This is a genomic window from Chryseobacillus diguaensis (genome assembly GCF_049220665.1).
Classification (GTDB): domain Bacteria; phylum Bacillota; class Bacilli; order Bacillales; family Bacillaceae; genus Metabacillus_B.
In genome coordinates this window covers 191541-209823 of record NZ_JBMKNV010000006.1, presented here as the reverse complement: position 1 = coordinate 209823, position 18283 = coordinate 191541, and the positions used below count along the sequence as shown (strand labels likewise).

The window sequence follows — 18283 nt, the reverse complement described above, 5'->3', positions numbered from 1 at the left end:
TGTCAGGGGCAGCTATTTTAAAATGCGTTGTTAAAGAGGATAATTGATTTTTTTGACTTTCACTATGGTGATACAGATAAAAGAGCGCAAGCCCTTGACAGCCCCAACAAGCGACTTGCAGAGTGAAGAGCAGATCAGAGCGGTTGCAACTACTTTGATTGAGAAAGGCTTAAAAAATGTCATTGTTACTATGGGCAGCAGAAAGGTTATGTGGGTGACGAAAGAGGATGTACATGTTGTGGATTCCCATAAGGTAAAGGCTGTTGATACAACCGGTGCTGGGGATGACTTTATTGGTTGCTTCTCTCACTATTTTGTGAAGAATGGGGATATGCTGGAGGCTATTAAGATGGCTACTGCTTTTGCGGCATTGAGTGTGACGAAGTGGGGGACTCAGGCTTCTTATCCTAGTTTGGAGGAGGTTGAGGGGTTTTTGGAGACATTCGTATAATGTGCAATTAAGAGTATGGGAAACGCATTATCCTAAGAGCAGTTTGGGCAAATGCTTTGTTTTTTTGAACAGAAGTAGATAGCTCTCTTTAAATTTTCTATTAACAAATAACCACCTGCTATCTCAGGTGGTTTTAATTATATATTTTATAAGGAGTTGAAAATCAATAATTCTTCAATCGTTATTAATGGTGAAAGTGAAAACCTTAGTGTATTTCGAATCTGATCTAAAGTAAGTCCAATTGCAGCTAACACATGACTAGGCTTACTAGAACTACAAGCTGATCCAGTAGAAACAGCCATAACTGGTGCCAATTTTTTTACAAGGATCTCATTATTAATGCCTATAAACTGAACATTAAGTATTCCAGGGATCTTATTTACAATATCATTATTAAAAATAATATGATTTGAAAATTTCTCTTTTAATAAATCAGTTAATTTCTGTTCAAGTTCACCTATTTTAACAATGTTTTCTTCAAGAGATTTAAAGGCCAACTCTGCAGCCTTACCCATTCCTACAATATTGTGAACAGCTAAAGTTCCACTTCGAACTCCATTTTCCTGGCCACCGCCATGAAAAAGAGGAGTTAATGGAGTAGAGACACCATATTCATCTGATTTAATATAAGCAGCCCCGGTTCCTTTGGGGCCATGAAATTTATGAGCGGAACAGGATAAAAACGAGATCCCTGGATATTCTTCCAATGATAATTGAATCTTACCAACAACCTGCGTAGCATCAGTATGGAATAATACACCCATTTCCTTGCATGTATTCGAAATTTCTTCAATGTTATTCAATGATCCAAGTTCGTTATTACCCCACATGATTGAAACTAGAATTGTATCATTTCTGATAGAAGCTCTTAATTCCTCTAAAGATATTCTTCCGTATTGGTCTACATTGAGGTAAGTCACTTCATATCCTTTTGTTTCTAAAAATTCACACGTATCTAATACAGAAGGGTGTTCAACATTTGAAGTGATAATATGTTTCCCTTTTGATTGATAATAATCTGCAACACCTTTAATGATCATATTATTTGTTTCAGTAGATCCACTAGTAAAAGTGATTTCATTGGCATCACAGTCTAATAAAGTTGCTACATTATTCCGAGCTAATTCAACAGCTTCTTTAGCATTTACAGCATATGAATAGTACTTGCTCGATGGATTTCCAAATTCCTCAAGCAAGTAAGGCAACATTGCTTCTTTTACTTCAGGTAAGAGAGGAGTAGTAGCACTATTATCAAGATATAACATAGGTAACTCCACCTTTAAGAGTTAATTTTTAATAGATTATTGAGTAATTTATCGTAATTTCCTGCGTGTTTATATTCATTTTCAAGAAATTGAATTCCTCGCTCTAAATGTGCATTGAAGTAATCAGGAAAGTATTCTTCATCCTTTATGTTCTTTTTAGCATGCTGTCTAATCAATGCCTTATATACGTAATCATATTCACCAGTCATTGCATTACGATGAATATCAACTCCATTTTTATCTTGTACCAAATCTGGGATTTCGGGAATTCTTAAAGATAATCCAACAGCTAATCTTGAAAGAATATTCCAAGTAAGCCCTGTAGTAGCTTGGAGTGATTTTAGTTTTTCAGCAGTTCTCCTCGATGTTTTAATTCTAAAATTCATATTTATACCTCCAAGCGCTTAAATGAAAAATAGTTCGATAATATATTTGTTTCTTTTTTAACTACATTAAAATCTAATGTATATTCTTTTGCAGTGTACGTATGAAGTAATTCATAAGTCTTTTCATCTATCTCAGCGTCTGTAGAAAGGATAATAGCTTGCCTACCACAGTGGGGAATGTAATGAGTCAATAGACTATTCTTATGAGTACGATCTAATCTTCCTAATAGAGTATCAAAGATAAATGGTACATTTCTTCCGGAAGATTTAAAAATGGCCCATGAAATAGATAGTAACAAAATTTCTTTTTCCCCAGCAGATAAAGTTGATTTTTCCATAGGGTCGCCATTTTGATCGTATAAAGATACCTCAAACGAGACAGGATCTACTTTTAATGAAGAAATATAATTTTGTTTTCTCATCAATTTATTTAGCATTTTTGTAGCCTCAATTTGAACCTCTTGAAGCTTTTTCTTCAATTGAAGTACTCTGAATTTTCTGCTTAGAGAAATGATTTTTTGGGATTCAACGAAAGAATTTCGACTTTTTTCTTGGTCCTTAAAGTTTAATTCAATAGCTTCTATCGCAGAATTCACCTTTTTTAATGAGAATATTAATTCATCTTTAATTTCGTTATGTTTTTCAATGTCACTTTTAACTATATTCAACTTTTGAGAGTACTTTTCCATACTAGACAACATGTCACTGAATTCTGAAGACGCATCATTCACTTTTTGTTTTTCTCTAAGATTTTGAATATCTTTCAGCTTTTTCTTATTTTCTTCTATACGTTTAGATTGGTGAAGAAGCCTATCGCTTCTGATATCTTCATAGACATTCTCAATTTGTCTACTTTCGGAGAAAGAGGCTCCATGAATAATAGCAATTTCGTCAGATGGTTTAACGGTTGAAAGAATACCTTGTTTTAGTATGTCCTCTTTTTCAGGAGTTGCTTGTACTTCTGTAAGTAGTTGTGACAGTTTTTCATGTGTAAGATTTTTTTCAAGAGATGTATAGAGTTGATATTTTTCCTCATTCATTAATTGAGCACGAGTTTCGTTAACTACATCCTTTGCTAGAAAAAAGGGAAGAGAATTAGAGACAAATTGTCTTATTAATTCATGATTTTGTTTCCGAACATTTTCTAGTTCGATCATCTTTTGATTTATTTTGTCACGTTCATCTTGTGCTAAGCCACCGTGGACTTTAAAATCATTTTTAACATTTTGATAACTTTCCTCTAATTCCTGTTCTTTTAATAGAAGATGTGAGAGTTGTTCATCTATTTGATTTAACTTATGGGTTATAGTGTTCTTCTCCTCTATTAACTGCAAGTGTTCTTTTTCTTGTTTATTTAGATTAGAAAGAACTTCGTTTTGCTGAGAATAGGAATTCAAATCGTTTTCTAAGACATCAAATAGATCGAGATTAAATAATACATAAGTCAATTTTTCAAGGTAAAGGGATAGTTGATTATTATTAATAATCCTTGAAATTTCCTCTCCATCGAACAGGCACAAATCCAAAAGATGGGGCGGCATAATCTCTCTAATTTTAGATTGGAAAATATCTTTTTCATATTCAGTTAAGTGTTTTCCATCTTCTATAATATCTATTTGTTCTTTAATGTTGTCATTTTTAATCTTCCAAGCACGAAAAAGTGAGTAACTTTTCTTAGAAAGGTCATCAACGATATCAAAATCTAATTTTATTCGAAAATTATTTTCTTCATTATTAACAGCTATATGATTTAAAAGGGTTCCGACTTTTTTGAAGTAATCTTTATTCTCAGTTTTAAAGCCAAAAGCAAATGAGCCGAATAAACCTATTTTAATTGAGTTTAAAAAAGTGGTTTTTCCTGCACCATTTTCTCCACCAATTAATATTGTGTTTTTTCTATTAGAAGTGTCTAAGTCAATAGAATGAATACCACGGTATGGACCAATGTTAGTTAATTGAATTTGTTTTAAATACATAAATTAAACCTCACAGAATCATAGATGTAAATAATCTTGTTTAAGCACTTTAGAGATCTCATCCATCAATCCCCTACGTACTTTAAAACCGGAATAGTCTTTTTCAACCGAAAGAAGTTTCTTTAACACTTTAATGTCAACTTTATATTCATCACATAATAGGTCAAGGTCTGAAAGCTGATCTTTATTAAGTAGAGGGCGATCGTCCACTTCCCAATCCAAGACATAACCCATTACAGAATGAAAGATTTTAGGTAATTGGTCTTCCCAATCGCCTTTTTTATACCAAACTTTTCTAATCGCTTTTAATTCTTCTTCCTTAATTAGCTCATAATTAGGATCATCTGGATGCTGAAGTTGTTTTTGAACCTGCAACAACCGTTCCAATATTTCTCTGCGGGTTTCAATTGTGAATGGACCTAATCCTAATTGTGCTAGTTTTTGTGTATTGCTCTCTTCATCTAGATACTGAATAAGGATTGGAGGGTCTCCAGCAGCACTCAAGTCTATATTGTTTTCATGCAAATAATTCTTTAGATTTTCTTTTTTTACTATGGTGTAATGTTTTAATTGAATAAACTGTTTTGGTCGACTTCCTTTTTTAGGTACTATGTGAGTTGGTATGCCATCTATATCTTCAATCTTAATATCTTTATAATAGATTTGTCCGTTCATTCTATATTTCATCCGTCTGCTTCGGTCATCTCTAATAGAAGAAAGCCAATTTCTGAAATCCAATAAGGGTTTCATCCAATCATGGCCGCTTTGAATAAAACCAGTAAGAGCTTTGTCTTCATTTACAACAGTACATACCCAACAACCAAATCTACTATTTCCACAAGATCCAGCAGTATCTTTAACGGTTTTATCTACAACCAGTGGGCATTCACCACTGCTTGAATCTTGGTACAACCGATGAAGCTCAAAGTTGTCGTCTCCCCATGGTGAAGGGCTGCTTAATAAGTAATCCCATACATCATCTAATTTAAATCCTTTAATAGGTGCATATACATAAGCGTTTGATAAAGTTGAGTGTCGCATTAAGACTTTACCTTCAACGGAATGAGAACGAATAACGTTAGCTCTAGTTGCACTTTCATCCTCTCGGACACCTAAAACCATGATTACTTCCCCAAAAGAATTGACTTTATCAGTAATAAATTGATTGGCAGGATCAATCTTCAAACGGTCCGTACACCATCTGAATTGTTGATTAGGAGAAGGATATCCCTTGCCAATAATATTTAACCAAAATGATTGTTCTACGACTGGTTTTACCTTGTGAGTCTCTATAGGAAGCCCAATTTCTAAAGACTTTTCTTGAATTTTCCTAAGTGTATGATTAATTGATTGTATGATCAATGGGGTCTCTACTAACGTATCTGATGAGATCACGTAAACTTTTTTATGAAGTTTTTCACTAGGTAATTCTCTTAGTGCTTCAAAGACAAGTTGAACAACTACAGTTGAATCTTTTCCTCCGCTGTATCCAACTACCCAAGGGCGATCATCTTGAAGGTAAACATCCTTAATTTGCTGCTTTGCCTCTTTTACAAGCGTTTTCTCATTGCTGAGTAGACTTGAAATAATTCCTTCACTCATATTACATAACTCCCTGTTTAAATTTCTCTTCAATTTTTCTCTCTGTCTCCAGTAAAGGCAAATCCAATAAAGTTTTTATTTTGTTTGCCGTTAATTGAATCGTGTAATTGGTTTTTTGAATCCGTCCACTTTCATTGAATGCCCTGCCTAGCCATAAGTCTGTATTGGTTCGGTTCCAATCAATTGCAGATAATTTCTGTATTTTGCTAACCCAATCTTCAGGGTAATACTCTCTTAAATATTTCCCAATGATTCCGATCGCTTCTATAAAAACTCCGTGGCCAACGATGTAAGTAGCCCTCAATTCTCTTGGAGAAAGTTCTTTGTTTAATACTTGGTTCCATTCAGTCATTGAATTTGTTAATACAGTCCAAAACCTTATTAAAAACTTTTTATCTTCTTCTGTGATCGGCTCCCCTTTGCTTTTTCCGAGTAATTTTAGGTTGGTATTAAAAAGATGATTTAACGCTAAAATTTTTGGAGAGTTTTTTGAAAGGGAAACACGCTCTTTATCTGTATATCTTTTTAATAGTGGTATTTCATCAACGATTTCTTTGGTAACAAGTGACAGTTTATCACGGTGGTCATAAAGAATTCCAATGGAAGAGGTTGTGTTAACTGCATGACGATTCAGGTCTGAAAAGATTTGTTGGGACTTCGTTAATCCTTCATCATAAAAGAAAACTACAGATATTGTTTCAGAGCCAATTTCAGGAGAAACTTTGAGAGCTTCTTCAATCGCTGCCCGTCTATGCTGCCCATCATTGATTAGAAATCTTGCATCCAAGGAAATACGTAATTGTCCAAGATCTTTAGCAGATGGATCCTGACTAAAAGAAATAAACTCAATCTCTCCATCGATGGATGCTGTTAAAGACGAAAAGACATAATCGTGGTTATTCTCAACGATATAGTTTGCAATCTCAGGTATCCTTGTCTTATTTAAGATCCTCTGTGAGCGGTGTTCAGGTGGGATCTCTTCCTCATCAAAAAGAAAAATTTTCGGAATAATTCTTAACGGGCACATAGCAACATAATATTCCTTGTTTGCTTGGATTCCTCGTATAGCAGGGAAGCTGTAACTGAATGCTGCGTCCATTTATAATACCTCCAAATTACGTACGTAAATTCATAGTTCGATTATATACTTTTTATATTTTAAGTACAATAAAAATACGAACTTTTATTCGGGTTTTTTAGAGGGATATTTTGTTATTGGTAATAAGCATTACTACGACTAAAAAACAACATAGTTGTATGATAAAATTATTTTAATAATGCTTTTTTGGAGTTGATATTAAATGCTATCTTTTATGGATTTTTTAGAGAGTGTTAATCCTGTTGCATCTCTTAATGCTAAAAAAATGGAAGAACTAATATATGAAGATCCGGCAAGCGCAATAGTCAAAGCGAGACTTTTTGCAGAATCTATCTTAAACGAGGTTTATAAACAAGAAAATATTGAAGCCCCCTATACCACTACTTTTTTCGAAAAGATATCCTACTTAACTAGAGAGGGTTATATCCAAAGAGAAATACAAAAGTCGTTCGATACCATTCGTCTAGCTGGAAATAAGGCAGCACACGATGGAGGCTATAACGATATCACGGAAGCCTTTAGGCTTCACCGTGAAATGTACAATATTGGGGTCTGGTATTACGAAGTATATACTTCTGAACAACTGCAAGTACCATTATATGAAAATCCTAAACCTCCAAAGGAAGCAGAGAATGTAGAAGAAATTGTAAAGCGAAAATTAATGGAGTTATTAAGTACTAATAAATTCTCTCATCTAACTGACAGCGAAATGAAAGAAAATAGTATAGAAGAAAAAGAGAAGTTGTCCACTTACGAATTAGAAAAAAATCTGGAAGCAGGGGAAAGTTATCTTTTACGAGAGTTAGGAAGATTGAAAGATTCTTCTCAAGAAGCAATTGAAAATGCCAATCAATTTAGCCAATTTAAAAACTATTTACATGTTGAGCGAAAGATTCAAACAGATTTAGAAAACATTTTAAATCAAAGAAAAAATAACGGAAATGGAAATTTAATTTTATTATGTGGAAGCGTCGGGGATGGAAAGTCGCATTTACTTGCTTATATTAAGGAAAATAAACCGCATTTATTGAATGAATACGAAATATTTAATGATGCAACCGAGAGCTTTTCTCCCGGGAAAAATGCCATGGAAACACTTGAAGAGGTGTTAAGGAGCTTTTCGGATAAGGAAGTTGAAAATACAAATAGGAAAGTAATGGTAGCCATTAATATGGGCGTCTTACACAACTTTATTAATATGGAACATGCTGATCATAGTTATGTAAGTATTGTGAACTTTATTAATGAAAGTGGGCTTTACTCTCAAAATATTACCACTCATTTTTCTAATGAAAAATTCGACTTATTAAGTTTTGGAGACTATCATTCATACGAAATTACAGAAAACGGACCTACTTCTAATTTCTATTCGACTTTATTACAAAAGATCTTTTCTTTAAATGAAGAGAATCCATTTTATTTAGCTTTAATGGAAGACACTAGAAATGGAGTTAACACAATCGTACATGATAATTTCAAACTCCTGCAAAATACAACCGTTCAGCACAACATTGTTCAATTAGTTGTTAAAGCAATCATTAAGAATAAATTAGTTTTGTCTGCTCGAACCTTTTTAAACTTTATTGCAGATATACTAATTCCGGATAATGTAAATAGCATGGAACTTGTGACAGAATTTGATTTATTAAATCAATCATTACCCAATTTATTATTTAACAGAAAAGAAAGATCTAGTCTTTTAAGCGCAATGAGAGATTTAGACCCTATTCATATCCGGTCGTTTTTTATAGATGAGATCGTTGTTGGTCTTCATACTGTAGAGAACTGGGATGAATTGATTCAAAGTCATATTAAAGATCAGCATGCAATTAGATGGTTAAGCCCTTTTTCAAGTAGTGAATCTCTTAGTGGTTTTTCGTTTCAAGCTTTTTATGAATCATTTTTAAGAATTTCATACCTGACTAATAAAGACTTCTCTTTAAAACTTAAAGATGTGAATTATGAGAAATATCTTCAAAACCTTTATTCGTTTAATGTTGGAAATATGAAGAAAGTCAGAGATATTTATGATGAAATAAAATCAGCGATCTTTGCATGGAAAGGTAGTCCAAAGAAAGACTATATATATCTTAGCAAGACAGATGAAAAATTTAGGCTAGCTCAAAAGCTCAATCCCAAACCGTATATTTCCCATATAAAGAAAAATAATGTAGAGATACTTGATTCATTTAAATCATCTATATTACTAGGCTATCAAAATGAAGAGGGGACCTCACATGTCTTTCTTGATATTGATTTCCAACTATATCAGCTCATCAATAAGGTAAGAGAAGGGTATAGGCCAAATAAAAAGGATAAAGAGGATGCTATTAAGTTTGTAGAGTTTATTGAAAAGTTAATGGAATATGGAGAGAAAAGAAATGAGATGTTGATCCATTATCCATGTGACAATAAGTCATATAAAATCAAAAGAGATGATTTTGAAGGGTTTGTTTTTGAAAGGGAGTTGTAGCGTTGGAAGAAACATTATATAAAACTGATTTGAAAAATCACTTAGAGAAAAAGGGGAAACATGATGTAGGTGATGTTCTTGATGTGCTCCCTTTTTTATCAAAAAAAACAAGAGCGATTAGAGGAAACTTTAACAAAGTATTGGGCGAATATACAAGAAGAATCTGTTCTGTGCATTTGAATACGAACTTGTATAAGCAGAAAGAATTTTACACTTCTGCAGATGAGAACATCCTGAGCGAGCAAATTGCTGAGAGTTTAGATTTCAATGATAGTAGTGAAGCCTCTTACGACTTTATCCGCTTCCTTGATCAGTATTTATTTAATCAGGATGAAATTAAACCAATACATCTACACCTTTTTAACTATATAACAATAGATGAAAAAAATAGCAATGAATTTAAAAAATATGCCCAGTTTTTAAATGAAACGTTGGCTAAGAATAACCGTGAATTAAAGGAAGTATTTACAAATAAAACAGCAGAAGATATTCTAACTGAATTAATTTTAAGTCAATTAGATGCATTAAAAGAGGATAAAGCAATTCAAAATCACTATCAATCATTGTTAGAACCACTGGCAAAGTGTTATCAGGAAGATGTTTTATATTTAAGCAAGTTTAAAGACTATTTTATCTCCGCATTTCCTGTATTAACACATTTTTATGCGTTTATGTATGCGAGTCAATTAATAATAAAATTTGAACAATTTACAAAGGGCTCATTTGATCAAGTGCAACCAATATATTTTTCCTTAGATTGGGAGGCACTTAGTAAGAGAAGGAGAGCAGCAGAAGAAATACAAAGCTATAAATATATTAAAGCGAGTGCGAAACATCTTTTTCCTCATATACATGCTATTTCGCACTTAAGCAACAATGTACTTAATGAAAAAAGTAACGGGAAATTATCATTTATGCCTTATAAAGAACTTTATGATGAGATAGTTGCTAGAGGTACTGACTTTGAACAAGCATTTCTTAAAGATTTAAAAGCTTGGATTAATGAATATAAACAATTAAAATTTACAGGCGTTTCTATAGAAGATCATTCTGCAACAATACCAGAAGCATTTGAGGTTCTGTTTAAGTGTATAGAAGAAGGTACTAGTACATCTGTAAGTGAAAAATACGGTGGGAATATTGAAGACCTAGCAGCAAATCAATTTATAAAAAATCGAGGGAACCTAGGCCAAGTTTTGAATATTAAACATGATTTTTTATTACTCCTTACTGCAGTATCAGTAAAAGATAAACGAATTCCATTGAAAGATTTGTTTAATGAGTTTGAAAAACGAGGAATTCTGTTGGATCGCTACTCAAAGACTGAAGTCGTAAAACTGTACGATAATTTAAACATTATAGATAAAAAAAGTGATAGTGGGGATGCCCAATATGTCAAACCAATTTTATAACTACATTTCATCAGTTATTTTAGAATATTTTCAAGGAACAGGAATTAAAAATGGAGACAGGTTTTATTTGCAATTGGATAAACAGTCTGATGTTTCAGCTCTTATAGAGTCATTGGAAAATAAAAATGCTCGACCCTTTCAGTACCAGCATGAATATGGGGATAAGTATGAAACATTTTCAATTCCTTTTGAGAACATACAATTAGTGGTTGCCTACACCTCTGAAAAAGTTAAGCCTGACTTTCTCGTTACATTACGGAATCAGGTTGGAGAACAAAGAAATGAATGGGAAAACACCGCCTTATTAAGCCTAGTCTCAGAACAATTAGATTCTATTCAGGGTGGAAGCAGTGATCTCCAAAAAGAAGGTATGCCGCTGCATCCATCTTCTCTTTTTTTAAAGTTAAAAAAGCAAATTGAGGATAGCGAATTAAATAAAATTGAAAAACTAATTCTACTAGATAACCTTAAGAATCTGTTGACTGAACAAACATATCAGCAACTTACTATTTTTGAATTTGAAGACATTTTTTCTACATTACAAAGAGGAAATATTGCTGATACAGATTACTATAAATTTGGAATATTTAGAGATCCAGATCTTGATACATTTAAAGGAAAAGCCCAAACAGAACGATTAATTGAAAATAGGGAGTTATTTGAATTTGTAAGAAAAGTTCATGAGTTTGGACTGGGAAGTGATGAGTTAGAGAAGAGGTTTACACCTGAGGGTGCAAAAGAATTGCTAGATGTCGAGTGGAAGAACATTTCTTTTCCGAAAGTCTACAAACTCAACGAAGAATTTATCGTAACCAATAAAGGAAAAAAAATAGACATAGATTCTATTAAGATAAATGGTAACTTACTTTTTTGGGAACGGCCTCAAAAAAATTCTGCTGCAGGAAATCGAAAAAGACATATTATTGTATTTAACTCTAATAATGAAGAAGAAATTACCATTCAGGTTTCTTTTAGAATAACGGGTAGTGATAAAAGTCTCTCACAGCAATATTTTACGGTGCCTAACCAATTTAAAGTGAATACTACATTTGAAGTCAAAAGAACAAATGTTTTAGTGAATGTGCATACAGAGAGGAATAAAGTTAGATTTATAAGGTTTTCTTATAAACATGAAAAGAAAGCTCAATTAGGAGCAGACTTTTTAGTTGCTATTTTACCAGTAAACCCAGAGTATTTTAATGAATATAAATCTAATTATGTTATTGATCCTGTTGAGGGCTCAATAGGTCTTCATTTTGAAGATGAAGTGTTGAATTTTGGACATGGGCTTGAACGAAAAGAAGTTCAAATAGACTCTAACCAAAATCAGCCGATTGAAATAACAAATGACCTTCAAGTGAAAGTTCGGCCACTTCCAGAAGCATTTGATGACAATGATGAGCTATTGATTAACTTAAAATTTGATCAAACCCTTGTACCAATCAAATTAAAAAATGAACTCCCAGAATCAATGCCTATTTCTGGTCAACGGTTATGGAAGACTATTAGAGAAACAGGTAAGGATGTTCGGTGGGTTAAAGGCAACAATCGACTAGTTCATGAGAATAGAGAATTTTATTTTCATTCTGAGTACAAGGACTTCTTTAATTGGGAAAATAGCTGGGTTGAAAATGGAATAAAAGCAGCGGAATTTAGTTCGGACCAATTAGTCGTTAGGGAATTATCATTAAGCGAAGATCTTAGAGAAGCATATAGTAGATTAATTAACTATTTTAAACCTAGAGAAAGTATTCCGAGTTTATCTGCTGTTACTGAAGAGTACAAGCAAAGAGCTTTAGAATATTTAAAGATTTATATCAATGAAATAAAGAAATTCGAAGACGGAGCGGCTGCGGGAAGAAAAGGGATGGACCTATTTAAGCTGGGGACGATCCAAGCCAATGAGACAATCTATTTTACTCCTTTTCATCCCATTTCTGTTGCTTTTAAATTAAAAATGTATGAACAACTTGAACAAGAAGAAGTTGATAATAGTATTCTAAACCGTCTTAACCCTGTATCATTAGTACCCTTCATTTACGATGATAGAGATTTGTATAGGCCTGAACACCAGCAAGCAGCTATGGAATGGATAGTATATAAGCCTGTTAATCAAGTTTCTGTCTCAGACGCTAATCAGTATTTGGCTAAAGTCGTCATGGATAAAATTTCTCAGTTTAGAGAGCATTTTTCCTATTTGTTTATGGAAAAGTCTGAAGCTCCTTTACAACTAAATATCATTAATATTGCGAATGATATAGAAATTGTTCGCGGTATTATACTATGGATGATTAGAAAGATAGAGCGGAATGGAATTAACAATTTAGGCAAAATCGAAGTGACGATTTACACTGAATTGGTAAAAGAAAGTGCTTTTGATCTCTATGCTCGTACGGAATCAGTTCAACAAATAGAAGATACATTCAACTTAAAAATAAAATCTAAAGAATATGAACAGGATGATCTCTTAAGAAAGATTCGAGAGAATTTATCCTTTTATAAAAAAGACCCAAATTCAGCTTATAGATATGCACATATTTCTTTTTATAAAATGAACGCTCAAGAAAATTTTGCAGTTCAACCATATAAAGAAATGGTTTCTGGTTTTGCTCTTGAGGGATTATATGCTAGTGTTCCAACAATGAGAGATGAGGAAACTTATAAGGCTGGCTTTGGTATTAAAGGTTATTCAATAAAAGAGGATAACGTTCTAACAACCACGGCACTATATGTTAATGAACTAGCTGCAAATTTAAGAAATAGTGGGAATGATAGTTACCGTAAAGGTGAATCCATCTTTTCAAGGACAACTTCTACAGATTCAGAAAATCTAGAGAGAATATTCAAGGCTTCTTTATGGGTAACATTTGTGGATCCTACTATTGATTTAGAGTATTTTAATGAACAAGAAAACCTTGTAGTTATTCATTATAGTGATCAATATTCCTCATCAAACAGATATGATGCCATTACAGTAACGGACAAATCACATCAATATTATGCTGTGATCAAAGAGTTTCTTAAACAAAAAGATATAGAAGGAAACGATGAAAATGTTTTAAACACTATTAAAGCTTTTAATACATTTAATGGTGAATGGCTGCTAAGGATTATAGGCAGCAAAGGTCAATATGACCGGGAAAAGTTAAGTATTATTTCTGCAATCAAGTATGCTGTGTCGTATTTTGATCACCCAAATATTATTTGGATACCTATCTCATTGGAAGAAATACTTCGTGTTGCAGGGGCGGTAAGCTTAAGCAGAATTGATGGAGTATTTACAGCGAAAAATTTAGGTGTAAAAGGCAGCCATAGTGATGACCTGCTTTTAATTGGGCTTGAAGAAAGTGAAGGCGAAATTTCTCTCCATTTCTATCCTGTCGAAGTTAAAATAGGACTGAATAGAGGGGATGTTCTTGATAAGGCACAGAAACAGGTTAGACAAACCAAAAACTTATTTAGAGAAACTTTAATTGGAGAAACAGGTAAATCCTTTACAGGTAAATTTTATAGAAATTTCTTTGTGCAATTACTTATATCAAGTGCCCAAAGGCTTCATAAAAGTGGATTTTGGCTAGACAAAAACTACAATCTTTCAGAGTCTGTTATTGAAAAATTACTAAAAGATCAATATGAAATTTCCAACTCATTAACACATTATGTTGGTGAAGGGGCAATTCTCTCCTTTCAAAAAGATGCTTTTCACAGAAGTGCTGAGATGGAAGCTGAAGTGCTTTTATTAACACTTACTGAAAAGGATGGATATGAAGGTCTCGTTAAGCCAATCAGTAACCTATGGCAATGGATTCAGAAAGATGAAAGTGATTTTGTGAAAGAAGATATGCTTTCTTATCAGTATCAGGTTTCTTCTAATACAAATGATAAAAATCAACTAAGTAATTTAGCATCTGAAAAGTCACCTTCCATAATAAATAAACACCAAGGGGAAGAATATCTTACAACAACAGAAATAGCGACTACAATAGAAAATGAAGTGTTTGACAAAGAGGCAAAGGTAGAAAAGAAAGAAACTGACTTAGATTTTACTAATAAAAGGTTACCTTTAGAAAATGCAAGGATTTTAATTGGGAAAGCAGCTAATTCTAATAAAGATATCTATTGGGAATATGGTAATAGCGGGTTAGCTAATAGACACTTACTTATTTCAGGTAAGTCAGGCCAAGGAAAAACTTACTTTATGCAATGCCTATTGCTTGAAAAGTCTAAGCTGGGAATTCCAAGCATCATTATAGACTATACTGAAGGATTTCTTCCTAATCAACTTGAAGAAGAGTTTGTCAGTGCTTTAGGGGATCATTTAAAACAAAAAATAGTCTATAGCGAAAAACTTCCTTTAAATCCTTTTGAGAAAAACACACGGGATATCGGGGGAATCCTCCTGCCTGAATCTAATACTGATATTGCTGAGCGTGTAAAAAGCGTTTTCTCATCAGTTTATAAGCAGCTCGGTATTCAACAACTTAATGCAATATATGAAGCAATTCTGAATGGGCTTCAAAAGTTTGGAGACCAAATGAGTTTAGTTAAACTTAGAGATTTGCTTGAAGAGGATGGAAGTAATTACTCTAAAACTGCGCTATCTCAAATCAGACCATTAATCGATCGAGATCCATTCAGCATTAATAATACGATTAAATGGAGCGATATTATTGAGAGCAATGGAGATGTATATGTTATTCAATTGACTGGGTTTCCAAGAGATGTTCAATTAATCATAACGGAGTTCATTTTGTGGGACTTGTGGAACTATTCGGTGAAAAATGGAACCAAAAATAAACCAATGCCAGTAATTATGGATGAAGCACAAAATTTAGATCATACTGAAAAATCACCTTCTGCTAGAATTTTAACTGAAGGTAGAAAGTTCGGTTGGTCTGCTTGGTATGCTACACAATTTTTGAAGTCGCAACTAGATGCTGATGAGTTAGCAAGGTTACAGAATTCGTCTCAAAAGATTTATTTCTCACCACCTGAGCAAGAAATATCTCATATTGCAAGTAACTTATCAAAAGAACCTAGTGAAAGAAAATTGTGGGAAGGAAAACTCTCTTCTTTAAAAAAAGGACAATGTATTGTACATGGACCATTATTAAAAGAAAATGGAGAACTCTCCAACCCAACCATCACAGTAGTTGATATTATTCCACTAAGTGAGCGGATATAAAAAACAGACCCCATCTAAATATTGATGGGGTCTGTTTAATTTTCACAAGATCATTAACCGAAAGTCTTCCATGGAGGTTTTACTCTTTTTAAGAGAATCTAGGGCTCTTAAACCGATCTCAATATAAGCAATCATATAATCATGCAGCGTGTCATCATTAAGAGGCTTTTCCGCTTCATTGATAATTAAATGCTTAAATAATGTAAATTCCTTATCTTTAATAATACTATCAGGAATTGTCCATTTATTCTTTCCACTGGAATTGTATTGGGGAATATCAACGTTATCTGAAATCGAAATTCCTTTAGCTAACGCAATTTTAATTGCTTGAGGCCTTTCAGTTTCTAACAAAGCAATTATATTGTCCAGAATCTCTTTACCTTCTTCAGATAAATTCATTCTTTTATTGGCCATTATGTCACAACCTTACAAAATCAAAATACCCATCTCTGATGATGGTATATTTTTTATTCTCATCATAATCTAACATGTATTGTCTATAAGATGCATCTTGCATTATTTTTATATAATCTTCCGTGATTTCAGTATCCGTTGATAAAATGATAACTTGCTCGCCAAGCTCTTTATAATAATGATTTATTAGGTGATTCCTATGGTAACTATCCAATCGTCCTAGCGGGGTATCTATTACCATTGGTAATGAAAGATCTGATGCTTTAGTGAGAGCCCAAATTAATGAAGAGGAAATCATTTGCATCTCTCCAGCTGACCTTTCCTGAATACTAATTTCTTGCATTAGATCACTATATAACCTTATTGAATAAGTGTTGATATCAAATTCTATTTTTCCAAATTCATCTTGCTTTCTAAACAAAATTTTCAGCATTTTAGCAAATTCTGCTCTAATAAATTCTGCTTTCATTTTGGTTACTTCTGTAACGTATTCTTCCATTGCTGCAATCGTTTTATCGACATTCTTATATCTTTCCTGCAGTTCTTCTGTGTTTTCATCTTGGCCACTTAAGCGTGTGAATTTATTTTTAAGGTTCGTTCTTTGATCGTTTAGTTTGTTGAGTCTCAGCATGACTGATTTGTATTTAGAATCTATTTCGCCATATGATTTAGTTAAAAGGTCAATTTTATTGTTTTCTTCTTCTATGTTAACAGTATCTGGTGCATTTCTTATTTCATTATCTAATTCGTTAAATTCTTGACTAAGCTTTTCAATTCTGTTTAAAAATTGTATTACTTGCTGCTTATCTTTAATGGGTATAGAAGTTAAGAAACTATACTCTTTATTAGAAATATCGTGAATTTCTTCAGTATCAATAGAGCTTTTTATAGCATTTTCTTTTTTCCAAATTTCTTCACCTAGTCCGTTAATCTGCATTACTTGTTCTTCAGTTAAAGGAGGATGAATGTTCATCTTTAAAAGTTGATCCATAAAATTTCTATAAGGTGTTAAAGAGGCTTTTTGGATGATCTTGTTATGCGCATTTTGATTTTCTTCTTTTAATTTGGTTTTCAGATTGTGCAATTTTTCACCTAAAATGATGGTGATAACATTCTCGGAATAAAATGATGCGAAATCCTTATTAACCAATTCTAACTCAGTGGCTACTTTTGTTTGTTTCTTTAATACTGCCTCTCTAGATTTAGAATTGTGAATTAATTTATCATTTCTCTCTTTTTTAGCTTCAATAATTAATTTTTCATACTGTTGCTTTTTTTGTGAAATTAGGTTTTTTCTATCTTCAAATTTTGAAATACTTTCATTAAGCTCCTGTAATTCTGCTTCATCATTTTTAATACTCGCACGACTAGTTGATCTTGCAAGTTGATTTTGAATAGACGTCCTCATTGATTTTAAATCATTCAGCAAAAGTTTATATGATTCCATCCCTGTTATCTTATGAATGGCTTCCTTCATTTCATGGCTGTTTTGGCGGAGTATAATATCTTTTATCTCTTCCCCATCAAAAATAAAAAAAGGAGCAGCATGGTAAGGAATAATTTTATCAATGTAACGGTTATAGACCTCAATATTATCTATTCGAGCATGCTTTGTGGCGAAAGAACCTGTCTTTTTAACGTCTAAGGATCTCTCCTCGTGAGTTAGTCTCTTGAGATGATCAAAATACCACTTTACCTTTAGGGTCCATTCCTCGCCCGAATCTAGCTCCAAGGACAAGGATACTGAACAACTTTTACCACCTTCATTATAAAAAGTGTTATTAATTACATTTGAAAAAAGTCTTTTATATTCAACCTCACTCATTCCTCTTTTTCCAAACAAGATATATAAAATTGCCTTTAAAATTGTTGTTTTTCCAGCACCATTTAGTCCGCCTAATAGAATAATATTCTTCCCATTTTCTTTGCGTTCTTTTTCTGGTATATATAAATCTACTTCCTGAACACCATAATATGTTTTATAGTTGTCAAATGTCAGTTTCTTAAGAAGCATTGCTTT

The 18283-nt window shown here is 32.9% G+C and carries 11 protein-coding genes; 4 read left to right on the top strand and 7 right to left on the bottom strand.

Translation table 11 applies throughout. The annotated features are described in order from the left end of the window. Positions 1-64: 64 nt before the first annotated feature. Entirely contained in the window at positions 65-451 is a 387-nt protein-coding gene (locus tag ACOT8F_RS12155) for a PfkB family carbohydrate kinase (protein ID WP_421652192.1), read from the top strand. A gap of 146 nt (positions 452-597) precedes the next feature. Here the strand turns inward: ACOT8F_RS12155 and dndA are convergent, their stop codons facing one another. Genes dndA through dndB form a run of 5 tightly spaced genes read right to left on the bottom strand, consistent with a single transcriptional unit; the run spans position 598 to position 6779 of the window. Further along, positions 598-1716 (bottom strand): cysteine desulfurase DndA, encoded by a 1119-nt coding sequence (dndA, locus tag ACOT8F_RS12150; protein WP_421652174.1) that lies wholly within the window; start codon positions 1714-1716, stop codon positions 598-600. 14 nt (positions 1717-1730) lie between these two features. Continuing rightward, positions 1731-2102, bottom strand: a complete 372-nt coding sequence (gene dndE / locus ACOT8F_RS12145) for a DNA sulfur modification protein DndE (RefSeq protein WP_421652173.1) — start codon at positions 2100-2102, stop codon at positions 1731-1733. Between the two features lie 2 nt (positions 2103-2104). Beyond that, positions 2105-4078 (bottom strand): DNA sulfur modification protein DndD, encoded by a 1974-nt coding sequence (gene dndD / locus ACOT8F_RS12140; RefSeq protein WP_421652172.1) that lies wholly within the window; start codon positions 4076-4078, stop codon positions 2105-2107. A gap of 18 nt (positions 4079-4096) precedes the next feature. Then, on the bottom strand, positions 4097-5680 hold the full coding sequence (gene dndC, locus ACOT8F_RS12135; protein WP_421652171.1) for a DNA phosphorothioation system sulfurtransferase DndC: 1584 nt from the start codon (positions 5678-5680) through the stop codon (positions 4097-4099). Between the two features lies 1 nt (position 5681). After that, on the bottom strand, positions 5682-6779 hold the full coding sequence (gene dndB, locus ACOT8F_RS12130) for a DNA sulfur modification protein DndB (protein ID WP_421652170.1): 1098 nt from the start codon (positions 6777-6779) through the stop codon (positions 5682-5684). Positions 6780-6981: 202 nt separating this feature from the next. Here dndB and dptF point away from each other — a divergent pair, with 202 nt between their 5' ends. The 3 genes from dptF to dptH are packed head-to-tail and all read left to right on the top strand — an operon-like array spanning position 6982 to position 15849. After that, positions 6982-9252, top strand: coding sequence for a DNA phosphorothioation-dependent restriction protein DptF (gene dptF, locus ACOT8F_RS12125; protein WP_421652169.1), 2271 nt, complete (start codon positions 6982-6984; stop codon positions 9250-9252). 2 nt (positions 9253-9254) lie between these two features. Then, the gene (gene dptG, locus ACOT8F_RS12120; RefSeq protein WP_421652168.1) at positions 9255-10664 is read left to right on the top strand and encodes a DNA phosphorothioation-dependent restriction protein DptG; all 1410 of its coding nucleotides are present in this window, start codon (positions 9255-9257) and stop codon (positions 10662-10664) included. Beyond that, positions 10645-15849: a DNA phosphorothioation-dependent restriction protein DptH gene (gene dptH, locus ACOT8F_RS12115; RefSeq protein ID WP_421652167.1), complete on the top strand. Its 5205-nt coding sequence runs from the start codon at positions 10645-10647 to the stop codon at positions 15847-15849. Before dptG ends, dptH begins: the two co-directional genes overlap by 20 nt. Before the next feature lie 42 nt (positions 15850-15891). On the opposite strand, the gene ACOT8F_RS12110 is transcribed toward dptH, so the two are convergent. Both ACOT8F_RS12110 and dndD (ACOT8F_RS12105) read right to left on the bottom strand, forming a co-directional pair. After that, complete coding sequence (locus ACOT8F_RS12110; RefSeq protein ID WP_421652166.1) at positions 15892-16263, bottom strand: hypothetical protein; 372 nt, start codon at positions 16261-16263, stop codon at positions 15892-15894. A 4-nt stretch (positions 16264-16267) separates the two neighbouring features. Continuing rightward, positions 16268-18277, bottom strand: coding sequence for a DNA sulfur modification protein DndD (gene dndD / locus ACOT8F_RS12105; protein ID WP_421652165.1), 2010 nt, complete (start codon positions 18275-18277; stop codon positions 16268-16270). Positions 18278-18283 lie beyond the last annotated feature (6 nt).